The organism is Nocardiopsis alborubida (assembly GCF_012396365.1).
GTDB lineage: Bacteria > Actinomycetota > Actinomycetes > Streptosporangiales > Streptosporangiaceae > Nocardiopsis > Nocardiopsis alborubida.
In genome coordinates this window covers 206,946-222,120 of the sequence record NZ_JAAXPG010000001.1, presented here as the reverse complement: position 1 = coordinate 222,120, position 15,175 = coordinate 206,946, and the positions used below count along the sequence as shown (strand labels likewise).

At 71.7% G+C, this 15,175-nt stretch carries 18 protein-coding genes; 1 reads left to right on the top strand and 17 read right to left on the bottom strand.

Features of this window, described 5'->3' with window-relative positions; genetic code table 11:
• Nucleotides 1-85 precede the first annotated feature (85 nt).
• The 6 genes from HGB44_RS01065 to HGB44_RS01045 form a co-directional block, all read right to left on the bottom strand.
• Nucleotides 86-391 carry a DUF1416 domain-containing protein gene (locus tag HGB44_RS01065; protein ID WP_013155346.1) on the bottom strand — a complete coding sequence of 102 codons (306 nt, stop codon included), beginning with the start codon at nucleotides 389-391 and terminating at the stop codon, nucleotides 86-88.
• The gene (locus HGB44_RS01060; RefSeq protein WP_061081129.1) at nucleotides 388-1,233 is read right to left on the bottom strand and encodes a sulfurtransferase; all 846 of its coding nucleotides are present in this window, start codon (nucleotides 1,231-1,233) and stop codon (nucleotides 388-390) included. Before HGB44_RS01060 ends, HGB44_RS01065 begins: the two co-directional genes overlap by 4 nt.
• A gap of 435 nt (nucleotides 1,234-1,668) precedes the next feature.
• Nucleotides 1,669-1,755: a putative leader peptide gene (locus tag HGB44_RS32800; protein WP_369689881.1), complete on the bottom strand. Its 87-nt coding sequence runs from the start codon at nucleotides 1,753-1,755 to the stop codon at nucleotides 1,669-1,671.
• A 98-nt stretch (nucleotides 1,756-1,853) separates the two neighbouring features.
• Nucleotides 1,854-2,192 (bottom strand): TlpA family protein disulfide reductase, encoded by a 339-nt coding sequence (locus HGB44_RS01055; RefSeq protein ID WP_061081130.1) that lies wholly within the window; start codon nucleotides 2,190-2,192, stop codon nucleotides 1,854-1,856.
• Between the two features lie 205 nt (nucleotides 2,193-2,397).
• Entirely contained in the window at nucleotides 2,398-3,096 is a 699-nt protein-coding gene (locus HGB44_RS01050) for an LmeA family phospholipid-binding protein (RefSeq protein ID WP_061081131.1), read from the bottom strand.
• A gap of 250 nt (nucleotides 3,097-3,346) precedes the next feature.
• Nucleotides 3,347-4,492, bottom strand: coding sequence for a putative quinol monooxygenase (locus tag HGB44_RS01045; protein WP_061081132.1), 1,146 nt, complete (start codon nucleotides 4,490-4,492; stop codon nucleotides 3,347-3,349).
• Nucleotides 4,493-4,740: 248 nt separating this feature from the next.
• Between HGB44_RS01045 and HGB44_RS01040 the strand changes: the two genes are divergently transcribed.
• Complete coding sequence (locus HGB44_RS01040; protein ID WP_061081133.1) at nucleotides 4,741-5,529, top strand: HAD family hydrolase; 789 nt, start codon at nucleotides 4,741-4,743, stop codon at nucleotides 5,527-5,529.
• Nucleotides 5,530-5,869: 340 nt separating this feature from the next.
• Here HGB44_RS01040 and HGB44_RS01035 read toward each other — a convergent pair whose 3' ends face one another.
• The 11 genes from HGB44_RS01035 to HGB44_RS00985 form a co-directional block, all read right to left on the bottom strand.
• Nucleotides 5,870-6,808, bottom strand: a complete 939-nt coding sequence (locus tag HGB44_RS01035) for an NAD-dependent epimerase/dehydratase family protein (protein WP_061081134.1) — start codon at nucleotides 6,806-6,808, stop codon at nucleotides 5,870-5,872.
• A gap of 224 nt (nucleotides 6,809-7,032) precedes the next feature.
• Complete coding sequence (locus tag HGB44_RS01030; RefSeq protein ID WP_013155353.1) at nucleotides 7,033-7,131, bottom strand: 30S ribosomal protein bS22; 99 nt, start codon at nucleotides 7,129-7,131, stop codon at nucleotides 7,033-7,035.
• 223 nt (nucleotides 7,132-7,354) lie between these two features.
• Nucleotides 7,355-7,990, bottom strand: coding sequence for a histidine phosphatase family protein (locus HGB44_RS01025; RefSeq protein ID WP_061081135.1), 636 nt, complete (start codon nucleotides 7,988-7,990; stop codon nucleotides 7,355-7,357).
• Nucleotides 7,991-8,045: 55 nt separating this feature from the next.
• Entirely contained in the window at nucleotides 8,046-9,341 is a 1,296-nt protein-coding gene (gene hemL / locus HGB44_RS01020; RefSeq protein ID WP_082768408.1) for a glutamate-1-semialdehyde 2,1-aminomutase, read from the bottom strand.
• A gap of 222 nt (nucleotides 9,342-9,563) precedes the next feature.
• Complete coding sequence (locus tag HGB44_RS01015) at nucleotides 9,564-10,148, bottom strand: phosphatase PAP2 family protein (RefSeq protein ID WP_231972473.1); 585 nt, start codon at nucleotides 10,146-10,148, stop codon at nucleotides 9,564-9,566.
• A gap of 125 nt (nucleotides 10,149-10,273) precedes the next feature.
• Nucleotides 10,274-11,230 (bottom strand): tyrosine-type recombinase/integrase, encoded by a 957-nt coding sequence (locus HGB44_RS01010; protein WP_082768409.1) that lies wholly within the window; start codon nucleotides 11,228-11,230, stop codon nucleotides 10,274-10,276.
• A gap of 299 nt (nucleotides 11,231-11,529) precedes the next feature.
• Entirely contained in the window at nucleotides 11,530-12,957 is a 1,428-nt protein-coding gene (gene chrA / locus HGB44_RS01005; RefSeq protein WP_061081137.1) for a chromate efflux transporter, read from the bottom strand.
• Complete coding sequence (locus HGB44_RS01000; protein ID WP_061081138.1) at nucleotides 12,954-13,385, bottom strand: chromate resistance protein ChrB domain-containing protein; 432 nt, start codon at nucleotides 13,383-13,385, stop codon at nucleotides 12,954-12,956. The genes chrA and HGB44_RS01000 overlap by 4 nt, the downstream gene beginning before the upstream one ends.
• Nucleotides 13,382-13,879 (bottom strand): Chromate resistance protein ChrB, encoded by a 498-nt coding sequence (locus HGB44_RS00995; protein WP_061081139.1) that lies wholly within the window; start codon nucleotides 13,877-13,879, stop codon nucleotides 13,382-13,384. The genes HGB44_RS01000 and HGB44_RS00995 overlap by 4 nt, the downstream gene beginning before the upstream one ends.
• A complete protein-coding gene (locus tag HGB44_RS00990) occupies nucleotides 13,876-14,091 on the bottom strand; it encodes a DUF378 domain-containing protein (protein ID WP_168443873.1) in 216 nt (71 codons plus the stop codon). Before HGB44_RS00990 ends, HGB44_RS00995 begins: the two co-directional genes overlap by 4 nt.
• A 49-nt stretch (nucleotides 14,092-14,140) precedes the next feature.
• Nucleotides 14,141-15,106 carry a DUF1259 domain-containing protein gene (locus tag HGB44_RS00985; protein ID WP_061081141.1) on the bottom strand — a complete coding sequence of 322 codons (966 nt, stop codon included), beginning with the start codon at nucleotides 15,104-15,106 and terminating at the stop codon, nucleotides 14,141-14,143.
• Nucleotides 15,107-15,175: the final 69 nt, after the last annotated feature.

Below are 15,175 nucleotides of genomic sequence, written 5' to 3'. Positions count from 1 at the left end.
CAGGGCCGGGAACGGCGCGGGGCGCCGGTACCGGACGGTCTCCCGTCGGCACCGGCGCCCCGTACGCCTGAGGTCGCCCGGCCGTCTAGGCCTGCACCTGGAGGTCGATGACCTTGCCCACCTCGGCCTGCACCGCGTACTCGCCGGTGAAGCCCTTCGAGGCCAGCACGCGCACCTTCCAGGAGCCGTCGGCGGCGAAGAAGCGGAACGTGCCCTCCTCGCCGGTGGCCACCTCTCCGACGAAGTCGTCGGAGTCGTTCAGCAGGCGGGCGTAGGCCCCGCTCAGCGGCTGTCCGTCACGGGTGACCGTGCCCTGGATGACCGCCTGGTTCCCGGCGTCGACGTCGGCGAGGGCGACCCCGCCGACCGGCGCTCCGCAGCTGTCGCTCACTTGGCCTCGGCCTCCCCCAGCTCGACCGGGACGCCCACGAGGGAGCCGTACTCGGTCCACGAGCCGTCGTAGTTCTTGACGTTCTCCAGGCCCAGGATCTCGTGCAGGGCGAACCAGGTGTGCGAGGAGCGCTCGCCGATCCGGCAGTAGGCGATGATGTCCTTGTCCAGGTCCACGCCCGCGTCGGTGTAGAGCTCGCGCAGCTCGTCGGCGGTCTTGAAGGTGCCGTCCTCGTTCGCCGTCTTGGCCCACGGGATGTTGCGCGCGGTCGGGATGTGACCCGGGCGCTGCGAGGTCTCCTGCGGCAGGTGCGCGGGAGCGAGCAGCTTGCCGGTGAACTCGTCGGGCGAGCGCACGTCGACCAGGTCCTTGGCTCCGATGGCCTGCACGACCTCGTCGCGGAAGGCGCGGATGGAGGCGTCCTGCTCCTGGGCGGTGTACTGGGTGGCGGCCCGCTCGGGGACCTCCTTGACGAGCTCGCGGGAGTCGAGCTCCCACTTCTTGCGGCCGCCGTCCAGCAGGCGGACGTTGGTGTGGCCGTAGAGCTTGAAGTACCAGTACGCGTAGGCGGCGAACCAGTTGTTGTTGCCGCCGTACAGGATGACCTGGTCGTCGTTGCCGATGCCCTTGGCGGACAGCAGCTTCTCGAAACCGGTGCGGTCCACGAAGTCGCGGCGGACCGGGTCCTGGAGGTCCGTCTTCCAGTCGATCTTGACGGCACCGGGGATGTGGCCCTTGTCGTAGGCGGACGTGTCCTCGTCGACCTCGACCAGGACCACGTCGGCGTCGTCCAGGTGAGCCTCCACCCAGTCGGCGTCCACGAGGACGTCGGAGCGGCTCATGGGGAACCTCCTGTGTTTCTTGTGCGGTGTCGTGTGTGCCGGTCGGTGCTCCCGGGGGCTGCCGTCCCGGAAGCGGGGGATGTCGAAGGTCTGCGGAGCGGTGCGGGGTTCCCGGTTCCGGCGCGGGCCGGGGTCGCCGGGCGTGCGCCGGGGGGTCGGGGCACGTCGGATCCCGGGCGTACGGGGACGGCGGCCAGCGGGCTGCGGAGGAGGTGTCGGACCGTCCGGACCACCGTGCTGGCGCGGAGCGGAGAACGGCGGCCGAGAACGCGCAGGTCAGCGGCTGCCGGGGCTCCGGCTGGCAGAGAAGTGGTCAGGGCAGGCGCGAGGCACCGCCCGTGAGGGTCGACCCGCATGTGTGCTGTCCCCAGATGCGTACACGGAAAACGAGAACCAGTCGCACGGAGGGGGCGTGGGCTCCGGGGCCCGTCCGCCCTAGGGACACAGACAGAGCGCGGCGGCGACGCGGCAGAAGTCCACTGCCCGTCGCTTCGTCAGATACGCGCTCGTCAAGGTGGTCACACCGAAGACGCTACAGGCCCTGTTACGCGTTTGTCACTGGTGGGCTGGATCACAAAGAGGTAATCCGCGCCGGCGGGACGCCTCCCCGGGGAGGCGGTTCAGAGGACCGCCGCACCGAGCGCGGCGATCACGTCCGCCCTGCGCGGCTGGCCCGCCGCCCGGCGCACCACGCGACCGGAGGCGTCCAGGACCAGGACGGTGGGGGTGGCCGTGACGTCCAGGCGCCGGACGAGGTCGAGGCGGGACTCGGCGTCCACCTCCACGTGCGCGACGCCGCCGACCATGGCCGCGACCTCGTCGAGGACGCGCCGGGTGGCCCGGCAGGGCTGGCAGAAGGCGGTGGAGAACTGCACGAGGGTGGCCCGTTCCCCCAGCGGGGCACCGACATCCTCCGCCGTGAGCACGTCGCCCGCCGTGCCCGCGTCCTGTCGCGCCATGGTGCTTCCCCTCCTCTGCGTGGCCTCTCCACCGGTCCCCCGGCTGTCGCTCCCGGTGCGCCGCCCCCCGTCGACCGGTGCGGTCCGGCGCCCGAGGCGCATCAGCGCGGTCCGCGCCCGGTGGCTCGCGGACGCTCCCGGTCCCGCGGCCGTACCGTCCGGCGCAGACCGGGACAGCACCGCCGCGGGACGGCCGGGACGGGTGTCAGACCGCGTCGGCGCCCATCAGCGGAACGTCCGCGCCGGTACCGGTGACCCGCAGGCCGCTGGAGGTGGCCTCCATCTCGGTGACGGTCAGGCCGAACGGCAGCTGCGGGGCCTGGGCGCTGAAGGTGAGCATGGTCGCGGCCATGCCGCTGAGGTCGACGGGGGCGTCGCCCACCTGGACGTCGACGGGGGTGACGGTCACGGTGTCGCCCTCGACGGTGAACTCCCCGCCCGCGTTGACGGAGGTGCTGATGCCGAACTCGGGGAACGCCAGCTCACCGGTGATGCGGGGCTCGCCGCCCTCGGTCGTGATGGTGATGCCCTCGGGGAGGTAGGCGTTGAAGAAGGAGTAGGGGACGGTGAAGGAGCCGTCCAGCTGCCCCGCCACCACGGTCGGCTGGTTGAGCAGGTCGGCGGGGGGCGCGTCGACCTCGGTGGCGGTGACGTCGATCTGCTCGACGGTGATGCTGTCCATGGTGGCCGAGGCCGCGGTGATGTTGACCTCGGAGTAGGTGCCGCCGAGGGCCTGCGGCAGGAAGGCCCAGCCCTCGATGGACACCTCCGGCTCCTCGGCCATCTGGAGCCGCTGGGCCAGCTGGCTCGCGACCATGTTCTGCGCGAAGCCGCGTGCCCCGATGTCGGCCGCAACCACGGCGACCGCCAGGAGGATCAGGAGAACGACGAGAAACTTACGCATCGGAGATCCCAGCACACTTTCTTTCGTTCCGGCGCGCTCTCGGCTGGGCCATCCCGCCGGTCGTGGTCACACGCCATCGGCGCCCGACGGGCGCCGGTCATGGAAACCTGTCGGAAGGTTACTTCACCACAGGTTGGATGCCCGGGGTCTTCCACCGGTTTGTCCCACGTGGACGAATAAACCGTTTCGAGACATCTCGCGGGGCGGAACGGGGCTCGACAGCCCTGTCGGCGGGCCTTCCAGGCCCTGCTCAGTGGGGCATCAGCATGGCTGCGAGGCCGTCGCTGGCCGCCGCGCCCGCGAGGGAGAGTTCGATCACGTTGGTGGCGACCACGTGCTGGGGGCTGAGACGGGCGAACTCCAGGACGTGCGGCTGCTGCTCGTGCTCCTCCTGCGCCAGTTCGTCGCGGTACATCGCGTAGACGATGCGCTGGAGCGGCGCGCTGGGCACCGTGTGGCAGGCGAACAGCAGGGTGTCCGGCTCGCTGCGGGAGACCTGGGCGACGAGGGCGTCGGCGATGCGGTCGAAGCCCGGGCCCTGGCGGTCGGCGAGCGTGTAGATGGTGATGACGCCGCGGAGCTTGCTGGGCGGCGCCTGGCGGACCGGCGGGCCGTCGTAGTAGTCGTCGTAGGGGTCGGCTTGGCGACGCTTGCGGCGCACGGGCTCCTCCGGGAGTTCGTCGTCGGGGTCCGCGCCCCCGTCGTCGTAGTCGTCGTAGTAGTCGTCATCGTCGTCGTAGGGGTCTCGGCGCGGGCGCGCGGCCATGGCGACGGCCCCCCACAGCGCGGCGACGGCGCCGAGCATGAGCAGCGGCCCCCCGAAGCCGAGGCCGAAGCGGCCGACCACGACGGAGAGCAGCGCGGCCAGGCTGACCAGCCCCAGCACCGACAGGTCGGTGCGTCGGTGGTCGGAGTCGCGCCTGGCGACCGCGACGAGCGCCGTGACGAGGAGGACCGCGACGAGGACCTGCGCGATGTTGACGAGCGAGCGCGGGATGAGGTCGTAGTGGTCGCCCAAGGCGGGGTAGGAGGCGTCGAAACGGGTGCTCACCCGGTCGACGGACAGCACCACCAGGGGGACGATGGTGAACGCGCTGAGGAACAGCCGCGAGGTGAACCGGCCGCGGGGCGAGCGGACGCCGTACTCCAGTGCGCCCCAGGCCATGTAGAGCGGGCCCAGGAGGCTGATGCCGATATGCAGCAGCCGGAAGGTGAGCCCGCCGAAGTCGAACATCGCGCCGATCACGGCCGCGCTGAGGCCGACCGTCGTACCCAGTGCGGCGACGAGCCATCCGACCGTGGCCACACTGGGACGGCGCTGGGCGTACGCGGCGAGCGCGGCGGTGGCGCTCCAGCCCACCAACGCGCTTATGAATGCCAGTCCTACCGTCACCATCCCGACAATGATGCTGCACGTTAGCGGGTGGATGTGCACTCGGTGCAGATTTGGGGGGTCAGTGTGGGCGACGATCCCGCAGAGTGGAGGCCACAACGGGGATTTACACTGTGAGCTTCATCACCAGGTTTGCCGCCGCATCCCAGGGGCTCCACCCTGCCCGCGGGTGGCCGTAGGCTCGCACTACGCGGGGAGCGCCGCCCCGACACCGGAAGGGCCGTTTCCCCCACCCAAGCCAGGAGAGAACCGTGTCACACGACGCCGTGTCCCCGAACGCGCGCGGGGCCGCCTTCTTCGACGTGGACAACACCCTGATGCGGGGTGCGTCGATCTATCACTTCGCCCGGGGCCTGGCCTCCCGGGACCTGTTCACCACCCGCGACCTGATGCGGTTCGCGTGGGGGCAGACGGTGTTCCGGGTGACCGGCAGCGAGCAGCCCGAGCACATCAACGCCGCGCGTGAGGCCGCGCTGGCGTTCGTGGCCGGACACGACGTGAACGACCTGGTCGCGCTCTGCGAGGAGATCTACGACGACACCATGGCCGACCGGATCTGGGAGGGCACCCGGGCGCTCGTCCAGGGGCACCTGGACGCGGGGCGGCCGGTGTGGCTGGTGACCGCGACGCCGGTGGAACTGGCCCAGATCATCCGGCGGCGGCTGGGGCTGACCGGCGCGCTGGGCACCGAGGCCGAGTGCGTCGACGGGGTGTACACGGGACGGTTGAACGGGGACCTGCTGCACGGTCCGGCCAAGGCCGTGGCGGTGCGCGCCCTCGCCCACAGGGAGGGGTGGGACCTGGCGTCCTGCTCCGCCTACAGCGACTCCTCCAACGACCTGCCGCTGCTGTCCCTGGTGGGGCGCCCGCACGCGGTCAACCCGGACGCCGACCTGCGCAGGTACGCCCGCACGCACGGGTGGCCGGTGCACGACTTCCGGCGGCACCGGAACGCGCTGCGCGTGGCCGTCCCGGCAGCCGTGGGCGCCGTCGCCGGTGCCGTGGCGCTGCACGCGGTCAGACAGAGACGGACCGGCTGAGCCGGACGGGAAGAGCCGGGCGCCGGGCACGGGAGGCCCGGACCGGAAGGGCGGGGGAGCGGGGCCGACCAGGCTGAGCCGGGCGCCCCGAAGGCCGGAAGGCAAGAGAGCCCGTACGGGCGGGGGACCGGTCACCGGAGGGGCCGCCGCACGGCGGCGGGCCCGGGGCTGGAGTCGTCCACAGGTCACGCGGAGGCGTGGCGCTGGCGGGCGGCCGCCTGGTGGAATGGATCAAGGGGGCCCAGGGGCCCGAAACACTTCATGCTGTCCACAACGCCCTCAGATGCGCTTTCCGGGCGTTTCGTGCCGTCGGCCGCACAAGGGGCCGACCGGAGGGGCCTCAGCGCCCCAGCGTGGCCCTGGCGAGGGCGAGCACGTGGACGGGCCGAAGCCCGCCTCCTCGCGAGGACGTACCGCGGCGGCTGCCCGCGTAGGTCTCGAAGGCCTCCACCGAGCTGTAGGAGGGCGACCAGTCCAGCACCCGCTCCAGGGAGTCGGTGTGCATGCCCGAGGTGTTGAGGCCCGCGCTCACGGCGCGAGCGGTGCTGGAGCTCGCGTAGTCGATCCGACCGTGCCTGGCCAGGCCGCGCAGCACCCGCAGGCCGCGCGCCGGGACGGGGAGCCGTTGGCCGCCGACGCGGCGCAGGCAGTGCGAGAGGCGGACCGAGTCCTCGCCCGCCACGTCGAAGAACCCGGTGCCGTCGCTGAGCGCCATGCGCACCAGCGCCTCGGCGCCGTCGTCCTCGTGCAGGAACTGCACGTCGGGGTCGCTGCCGAGCACGGTGGGCACGAACCGCGAGTCCAGGTAACGCGTGAGCGGGGTGCTCACGGAGGGGCCGATGAGGTTGGCGAACCGCAGGACGGCCACCGACAGGTCGGGGCGGCGGCGCTGGAGACCGCGGGTGTGCCGCTCGACCTCGGCCGCGTCGTCGGCGTCCAGGGTGGCGCTGGACCGCACCACCAGGCGCCGGACGGTGGTGGAGCGCTGGGCCGCGCCGAGCACCCGCATGGTGCCCAGGACGTTGTCCTCGCGGTTGGGACGGCCCACGGTGTCCAGGCCCAGGTGCAGGACGAGCTCGGCGCCGGAGTCGGCGACGATCCTGTCCAGGCTCCCGTCGTGCAGGTCGACATGGGCGTACTCGATCCCCGGCGCGTCCGCGGGCGGCGGCGAGGAGTCCGCACCGATCACCCGGTGGACACCGGGCTCCTCGCTCAGGGTCTGCGCGACCCTGGCGGCCAGGGGTGTGGAAACCCCGGTGACGAGTACGACACGAACCATGGCGACACGTTCCTTGGGAGGAGACGGGAGCTGTTCCGGCAGGCCCGCGGACCGTTCACCCCAAGGGTGAACCGGCGACCGCGACCCGTGAGGCACAACAGCGCCTCACCCAGAAAATTCCATTGCCGCGGCAAAGGCCGGGCAAGGACGGCGGTGTCTCCGCGTCCGGGCGTGCCTGGAGCGCGCCCGCGCCCGCGGAGAGACGACGTTCGCCGCTACCGGTCCTACTTCTTGTTGCGACGCGCGACACGCGTGCGCTTGAGCAGCTTGCGGTGCTTCTTCTTCGCCATCCGCTTGCGGCGCTTCTTGATGACGGAACCCATGGGATCACCTTCTCGCTGACGGAGGTTACGGACATGCCGCACCGCTGGGCGGTGGAAACCGGCAAGGGGTTCGGATGCGGTCACCGGAGCCGTTCGGACACCGGCGTGCCCGGGGCCCGGAGCGGCCGGCGCGACCGGGGTGGTGTCCCCCGGGTCCGGCGCTGAGAGCGCGCACCTACCGCACCCGAAGGCCCAGCTTACCGTTACGGGTGCGCGCTCCGGGTCACGCCCCGGGAAGTGCGGGCTCGTCCTTGTACAGGACGGCGGCGGGCTCCGCGTAGCTGACGCTGGTCAGCCGCTGGTCGCTGAAGGTCAGCGACGTCACGCTCGCCAGGTTGCACTCGCGCAGGTCGGGACGGTGCCAGAGGCGCTTGCCCTCGGCCGCGCGGCGGGACATCCAGATCGGCAGCTGGTGGCTGACGCACACGGCCTCGCGGCCCCACGCCGCCCGGCGGGCGACCTTGACGGCCTCCACCATGCGGGCGACGATCTCGGAGTAGGGCTCGCCCCAGGACGGCAGGAACGGGTTGTACACCCGGCTGAACACGCGGGGGTCGCGCACCGACCGCCGCGAAAGGCTCATGCCCTCGAACTTGTTGGCCGCCTCGACGAGCCGGTCGTCCAGGGTGACGGGCAGGTCCGTCGCCTTCTGGAGGGGCACGGCGGTCTCCTGGGTGCGGTCCAGCGGCGAGGAGAACAGCGCCGCGATGTCGTGGCCCTCGAACCACTCCGCGGCCATCTCCGCCATCTGCTGGCCCCTGTCGCTGAGGTGGAAGCCGGGAAGCCTTCCGTAGAGCACCTTGCCTGGGTTGTACACCTCTCCGTGTCGCAGCAGGTGCACGACGGTGGTCGTCGTCATCGTGTGTGTCTTTCGTTCGGAGTCGTGGGCGTCGGGGCTGTACCGGCCCTGGGCGTCAGCCCCGGGCCTCGGCCGCGGCGCGGGCCGCCCTGGGCAGCGCCGAGACCACCCGGTCCACGGCGGCGTCGTCGTGCGCGGCGGAGAAGAACCAGGCCTCGAAGGCGGCGGGCGGCAGGTACACGCCCTGGTCGAGCATGGCGTGGAAGAACGCGGAGAAGACCGCGGTGTCGGTGGTGCGCGCGGTGTCGAAGTCGACGGCCTCCTGGTCGGTGAAGAACACCGTGAAGAGGTTGCCGCCGTTCTGGATCCGGTGGACGACCCCGGCCTCGCCGAGCGCGTTGGAGACCTCGGCCGAAACCTGGGCGGAGACCTCGTCGATGCGGGCGTAGACCTCGGGGGTGGCGCCCCGCAGGGTGGCCAGTCCGGCGGCGGTGGCCAGCGGGTTCCCGGACAGGGTGCCCGCCTGGTAGACGGGGCCGTCGGGAGCGAGGCGGTCCATGATCTCGGCACGGCCGCCGAACGCGGCGGCGGGCAGGCCGCCGCCCATGACCTTGCCGAAGGTCATGAGGTCGGGGGCGACCCCCTCCAGGCCGAACCAGCCCGAGGCGCTGACGCGGAAGCCGGTGAGGACCTCGTCGAGGATGAGGAGGGCGCCGTTGGCGTGCGCGATCTCCTTGATCCGGGCGTTGAACCCGTCCCGGGGCGCGACGACGCCCATGTTGGCGGGGCAGGCCTCGGCGATCACGCAGGCGATCTCGTCGCCGTGCTCGGCGAAGGCGCGCTCGACCGCCTCGGGGTCGTTGTAGGGCAGCACGAGGGTGTCGGCGGCGCTGGCCCCGGTCACGCCCGGGGAGTCGGGCAGGGCGAAGGTGGCCAGGCCCGAACCGGCGGAGGCCAGGAGGGCGTCGACGTGGCCGTGGTAGTTGCCCGCGAACTTGACGACCTTGCTGCGTCCGGTGAAGCCGCGCGCGAGGCGGATCGCGGACATGGTGGCCTCGGTGCCGGAGTTGACGAGGCGGACCTTCTCCACGGGGGTGCGTCCGACGATCAGCTCGGCCAGCTCGACCTCGCCGGGGGTCGGCGCCCCGTAGGAGGTCCCGGCGTCGACCGCGCCGTGGAGGGCCTCGACGACGGCGGGGGCCGCGTGGCCGAGGACCAACGGCCCCCACGAGCACACCAGGTCGACGTACTGGCGGCCGTCGGCGTCGGTGAGGTAGGGGCCCTCGCCCTTGACGAAGAAGGGCGGGGTGCCGCCGACGGCGCCGAAGGCGCGGACGGGGGAGTTCACGCCGCCGGGCACGACGGCGGAGGCACGCTGGAAAAGCTCTGCTGAAGTCTGTTGAGTACCCACCTCACCAGTGTGTCAGCTGTGTCCGGTACCGGGACCATGACCCGCCTCGCGTCGCCCGGGGTCCCGGCGTCGGGCACGTACACGTGTATCTCGCGGCGGCCGGGATTCCCGGTTGGTCGGGCACACGTGTGTCCGACCTCGTGCCCGACCAGCGAAAGGAGGTCGAGGCCCCGCGCACGCGGGTGCCCCGCCCCCGGGAGGGGACGGGGCACGGGAGTCCGCTCAGCGTCGGGCGGCGTGGCCGCCCCGGACGGGGGCGCTGGCCTCGGACGGGGGCGGAGCGGTCGTGTCGGGGGTGTCCGGAGCCTCCGGGCCGTCCGGCCCTTCGGCGCGCACCAGCGGGCGCAGGCGGTCGTTGCGGGCGAGCAGCTCCACGAGGGCGGTCATCGGGCGGGACGCGGCGAGGGAGACCAGTGCCGCGACGACGGCGCCGACGAGGAGTCCGACGGTGACGTCGTGGGGGTAGTGGGCGCCGACGAAGACCCGGGAGAAGGCCTCCAGGACGGCCAGCAGCACGACCAGGACGGCGATGCGGCGCCAGGCCAGGATGAGCGCCGCGGCGGCGGCGCCCGCGATCGCGGCGTGGTTGCTCGGGAAGGACCAGTCGCCGAGCGGGTCGCAGGTGGCGATCGTGGCCAGGTCGGTCATCGCCTGGCAGGGGCGCATCTGCTCGAAGAACGACTTCACCGTGCGGCTGACCGCGTAGGCGACGACGGTGGCGACGGGAGCGAACAGGGCCAGGCCGACCAGGCGGGAGTCCAGGGAGCGGGCTCGCCACCAGGCGGCGAGGAAGAGGACGGCGAACACGGGGGGCGACCGGAATACGTGACGAAGCGGCAACAGAGCTTATGTCCCCTGGTGAGGCTCCTCCACCGGCACGCCGTCCGGCTGGCCGTCGACGACGGTGAGAAGGGCACGACGTTGATCGCTGTTCAGCGGCGTGGAGCGCGCCGGTTGTACGGGTCGTGTTCGGCGGTGATCCGGGCAGCGGTCTCCTCGCCCAGGCGCACGTACTTGCCCAGGGTGGCCAGGTGGGCGTGGCGTGATTTGGCCTGGAGTTCGGGGGCGCTGCGGCCTTCGGCGGCCAGGTGCTTGAGGGCGGAGTGGCGCAGTTGGTGCAGCGTCCACCCCTGCCCGTGCGGGTCGTACTTCTTCGAGGCCTGCTTGAACAGGTACTCCGCGCGCGGGTAGGACAGCCGTCCCCGGCCGGTGGTGGGGTCGACGTCGGCCAGGGCGCGGGCTCGGGCGCCGGCGGTCGGGGAGCGGCGGTTGGAGCAGAACACCGGGCCTGTGGTGCGCCCGTTCAACAGCCGGGGCAGCAGGCGGGCGGTGGGGGTGGCCCAGTGCACGTACTCGATCGCACCGCCCTTGGAGCGAACCCGGGCCCGGCGCATGGCCATGTCCAGGTCACCCACGTCCAGGGTGAGGATCTCCTCAGCGCGGGCCGCGGTCTCGTACAGCATCCGCCACAGCACCTTCTCGCGCAGCCTCACGTCCGGGTCGGTGAACAGGGCTTCCAGCCGGGCGGCGGGGACGGACTTGTCACCGCGGCGGGGCTCCTTGCGCCGCTCCAACAGATGGGTGGGGTCGGTGGTGAGCCACTCCCGGCGCGCGCAGTAGGAGGCGAAGGAGCGCAGGGCGGCCAGGTGCTTGTTCCACGTGGCCGGGGCCGCGCTCTCCCAGCGGGCCAGGGCGGCGGCCGCCGCGTCGGGGGTGAAGGCAACCTCGACCGGCGCGGAGGGTCCGCACACGGCCGCCTGCTCCAGGGCAACAAGGGTCTGGGCGTAGGCGCGGCGGGTGTGCGGCTGGCCGCGGAACCGGTCCAGGAACTCGGCGCTCGCCTGGGCGAGGGTGAGGGCGCCGGGGCGGGGCAGGGGGTGGACGGTCACAACACCTCCCGGCTGGTGTGACAGAGAATGTTACGGAGTCACCTGCGGCCGGCGAACACCTCGACGCAGGCCGCGCGGGGCACACCCGGATCCGTGTGACAGAGAATATTTGATTCTCTGTCACACGGCTTGTCGGTGTCAGCGATGCAGCATCAGGGCTGGAAGTGCGTGCCGTCATGCTCACATGTCTTTGCGGTTCGTCGCGCCTCCGGGATTTCAGGTCAGTGCGCTGACTTCCACGTGCCAGGACGTCTCTGCCGGTGCACGCGCAGCCGTCGGTGGAGTCCGTCTGGCCCGGTTCACAGCGGCAGCAGGGTGCTGGCCAGGCCCAGGGCGGCGCATACGCCCAGCACCCGCAGGATCGGCCAGCGCAGGGCGAAGGTCAGCATGAGCGCGATGAGGGTGATGACCACCGCGACCGGGCTCACCGAGGCGACCTCGGGCACGGTGATGTGCAGGGGGCCCCAGTCCCAGGTGCCTGTGGTGGTGAACAAGGTGTTGAGGGCGAAGTACAGGGCGAGGTTGGCGATGACGCCGACCACGGCGGCGGTGATACCGGTCAGCGCCGCCGAGATCGCGGTGTTGTGGCGCAGGCGTTCGACGTAGGGGGCGCCCAGCAGGATGAACAGGAAGCAGGGCACGAAGGTCACCCACGTGGTCAACAGCGCCCCCAGGGTCGCGGCGGCCCAGGGGTCCAGGGTGCCGGGGTCGCGGTAGGCGGCCAGGAACGCCACGAACTGCACGACCATGATCAGCGGGCCCGGGGTGGTCTCGGCCAGGGCCAGGCCGCGCACCATCTCTCCCGGCGCCAACCACCCGAAGGTCTGCACGGCCTGCTGGGCGATGAAGGACAGCACCGCGTAGGCGCCGCCGAAGGTCACCACCGCGGTGAGGGAGAAGAACAGGCCCTGGGTGGTGAAGATGCTCTCGGATCCCAACAGCAGGGCCACTACGGCTACCGGCGCCGCCCACAGCCCCAACCCGATGGCCAGGATCCTGGTGAAACGGCTCGCGGTGGGCCGGTCGTGGTGCAGGGCCTCGTCGGAGATCAGGGGCGCGGGCCCGTCAGCGGCGTCGCCCACGCGGGCGGGGCGGGCGAAGTCGGGGTCGCGGCGTGAGAGCAGCCAGCCGACCAGGGCGGCCAGGGCGATCACCAGTGGGAAGGGCACGGCGAACAGGGCGAGTGCGGCGAAGGCGGCCACGGCCAGGGTGATCAGGGCCGGGTGGGTGAGTGATCGTTTGGCCACCCGTAGGACGGCTTGGGCGACGATGGCCAGCACGGCCGGGGCGAGTCCGGCGAAGGTGGCGGTGACGGCGGTGGTGTCGCCGAAGGCGACGTAGATCGCCGACAGGGCGCCCAGGGCCAGGATGCCGGGCAGCACGAACAGGGTGCCGGCCGCGATGCCGCCGCGGGTGCCGTTGAGCAGCCAGCCGAGGTAGATCGCGAGCTGTTGGGCTTCGGGGCCGGGCAGCAGCATGCAGTAGTTGAGGGCGTGGTTGAAGCGCTGCTGGCCGATCCAGCGCCGCTCCTCGACCAGGGTGCGCTGCATGACGGCGATCTGCCCGGCCGGGCCGCCGAAGGTCTGCAGGGAGACCAGGAACCACACGCGCAGGGCCGTGCGGAAGGGGACCAGGTCGCCCACGGGCGCGGCGTCTCTCCGCGCTTCCCCGGCGCCGCCGGGGGCGTCGTCGGATTCGGTGGTGGGGTGGTGGGGGTCGGTGCTCATGCGGGTTCCCGTCCCAGGAGGCTCTGGCGCCGGTAGTACTCGTACAGGCCATCGAAGAGGGGACCGGTGACGGCCAGGGTGCGCTCGTCGCTACCGGTCATCGACAAACCGCGCAGGACCACGTCCAAGCCGGGGGCCTCGGGGGCGTCGTAGCGTTCGTCGTCCAGGTCGGCCTCGTGGACGACCTCGGCGATCTTCCACAGCGCCGCGTCGGTGAGGTCGTAGCGGCGCAGGATGGTCTCGAAGCTGCAGTCGCCGCCGTGGTGGCCCAACTCGACGCCGCGCATGTCGAAGGCGGTGGCCTGCTCGGGCACGTCGGCGGGGTCGGTGACGAACACGAACTCGGCCTCGGGGTCGATGCGGCGGCGGATCAGCCAGGCGCAGGCGGCTCGGTCGATGTGGATACCGGCGCGGGTGGACCACTTCATGCGCTCTCCTGTTCGGTGTGGTCTGGATGTAGGGCCTCGACGGCCTCGCGTGCGGTGCGGCGCTCGGGCGGGGGGAAGTAGTCGCGGCGGGCGATGCGGCGCAGTTGGGTACGCAGCCGGCGCATCGCCCGGAGGCGTTCGGGTTCGGGCAGGCTACGGGCGTGGGCGGCCTCGGCCCGCACGGCGCGGTATTCGGCCGCGCGGGCCTGGGCCATGGTCTGGGCCAGGTGATGTTCCTGGGCCCGGGCGGTGGGCCGGGCCAGCCACACGGTGGCCGTCCCTCCGGCCTCCACGACCTCCTCGGCGATCCAGTCCAGGTGTTCGCGGGTGCGCGCATCGGCCGGCAGCGCGACCAGGCCGTCGCTGATCTGGGCGGGGCCGAGCTGTTTGAGTTTGCGCCACACGCTGATGCGGGGGGTGGAGGGCTCGCGCGGGATCCGGTAGCTCAACAGCACCCACTCGCCCGGCCCCTGCGCGGCGGGCTCAGCGTTCATTGCCGGGCCCGTCTGCCCACACCGATCACGCGGGCGATCCAGTACAGTCCGGCTGCGGCGATGAGGATGAACACCGTGTCGTCGAGTGGGTCGGCGATGGGTTCGAGCAGGCGGTCCAGCACGTTGACGTCGGTGACGAACGCCCCCCAGGCGAACGCGCCGATCAACAGCAACACGAAAGCAACCCAGTCCAGCGCGTTTTGCGGTCGCAACGCAGGGACTCCTCTCCTGGTGTGGTCCTCGATCGATCGGAAGTGGCCGCTAGCCGGTGGGCTCGACCTGGTGCTGGTCCACCGCGTTCCTCAACGCCCTGGCGAGCGTGGCCGCGTCATCGTTGGCCCAAAAGTGCATGTAGAACAGACGCGGTTGGTCGTTGAGGGCGTGGTTGTGCAGCGCGACGATGTCGATGCCGCCCTCCCGCAGCGCCTGGATCACCCCCTGGACCTCGTCAGCGGTCATGACGAAGTCGCCGTTGACCGCCGCCTTACCCCCGCCGGTGGGCTGGAAGTTGATCACCGTGGCCACCCCCATGCCTGAGGGCAGCACGTGGTCACCGGAGGTGACCTGGCCGGTGCGGGCGAAGGAGAACTTGTACACCCCGCCCTGGGCGCGGCCCTGGGTGCCCATCGCCTCATCCACGGCCGCGGTGTCCAGATCCAGCTCCTGCGACGGCCCGTCCTGGGCCTCGCGCGGGGTGGCGGTGGCCTCCAACGCCTCGTCGACCCCTTGTGCGAGCGCGGCCGCGTCCTGGCCGTGGGCGTGGAAGTGGGTCCACCACACCGCGGGCTCGTGGTCGAGCAGGTGCTGGTGCACCGCGGTCTGGTCGATGCCGTTGTCCTGCAGGGCGTCGGTGACCCCGGGCAGCTCCTCCTCGGTGACCACCAGATCGCCCATCATCATCGTCGTGCCGTCCTCATAGCGGGTGAAGGCCGCGTAGGAGCCCAGGGCGAACCCCGCTCCGATCTGCACCCCCCGGGAGGTCACGTCCAGGTCGGAGCGGGGAAAGCCCACCCGGTAGACCGTGTCATCGGAGAGCTGTCCCTCCCGTCCCAGCGCGTCGGCCACCTGCGCCCAGTCCTGGGCCTGTGTGGTGGCCGGCTCGACCAGGGCCTCGGACGATTGCTGGTCCTGCTGTTGCTGGTCCGCCTGGCCCGCCGAGCAGGCACTCAGCACAACCACCAACCCCAGCGCCAGGGCCGCCTTCGACCTGCTGTGGTGCGTGATCACATCCACTCCTTCCCCCGTACCTCCACCGAACATGTAACCATGGTTTCATAACTATCCGTATGTGGGGTG

Excerpts from the sequence above, each read along its gene's own strand:
- chrA (WP_061081137.1), bottom strand. The coding sequence starts at position 12,957 with ATGAGCACCGACCCCCACCACCCCACCACCGAATCCGACGACGCCCCC.
- HGB44_RS01025 (WP_061081135.1), bottom strand. The coding sequence starts at position 7,990 with ATGACGACGACCACCGTCGTGCACCTGCTGCGACACGGAGAGGTGTAC.
- HGB44_RS01055 (WP_061081130.1), bottom strand. The coding sequence starts at position 2,192 with ATGGCGCGACAGGACGCGGGCACGGCGGGCGACGTGCTCACGGCGGAG.
- HGB44_RS01000 (WP_061081138.1), bottom strand. The coding sequence starts at position 13,385 with ATGAAGTGGTCCACCCGCGCCGGTATCCACATCGACCGAGCCGCCTGC.
- HGB44_RS01030 (WP_013155353.1), bottom strand. The coding sequence starts at position 7,131 with ATGGGTTCCGTCATCAAGAAGCGCCGCAAGCGGATGGCGAAGAAGAAG.
- HGB44_RS00995 (WP_061081139.1), bottom strand. The coding sequence starts at position 13,879 with ATGAACGCTGAGCCCGCCGCGCAGGGGCCGGGCGAGTGGGTGCTGTTG.
- HGB44_RS01060 (WP_061081129.1), bottom strand. The coding sequence starts at position 1,233 with ATGAGCCGCTCCGACGTCCTCGTGGACGCCGACTGGGTGGAGGCTCAC.
- HGB44_RS01045 (WP_061081132.1), bottom strand. The coding sequence starts at position 4,492 with ATGGTGACGGTAGGACTGGCATTCATAAGCGCGTTGGTGGGCTGGAGC.
- HGB44_RS01050 (WP_061081131.1), bottom strand. The coding sequence starts at position 3,096 with ATGCGTAAGTTTCTCGTCGTTCTCCTGATCCTCCTGGCGGTCGCCGTG.
- HGB44_RS01035 (WP_061081134.1), bottom strand. The coding sequence starts at position 6,808 with ATGGTTCGTGTCGTACTCGTCACCGGGGTTTCCACACCCCTGGCCGCC.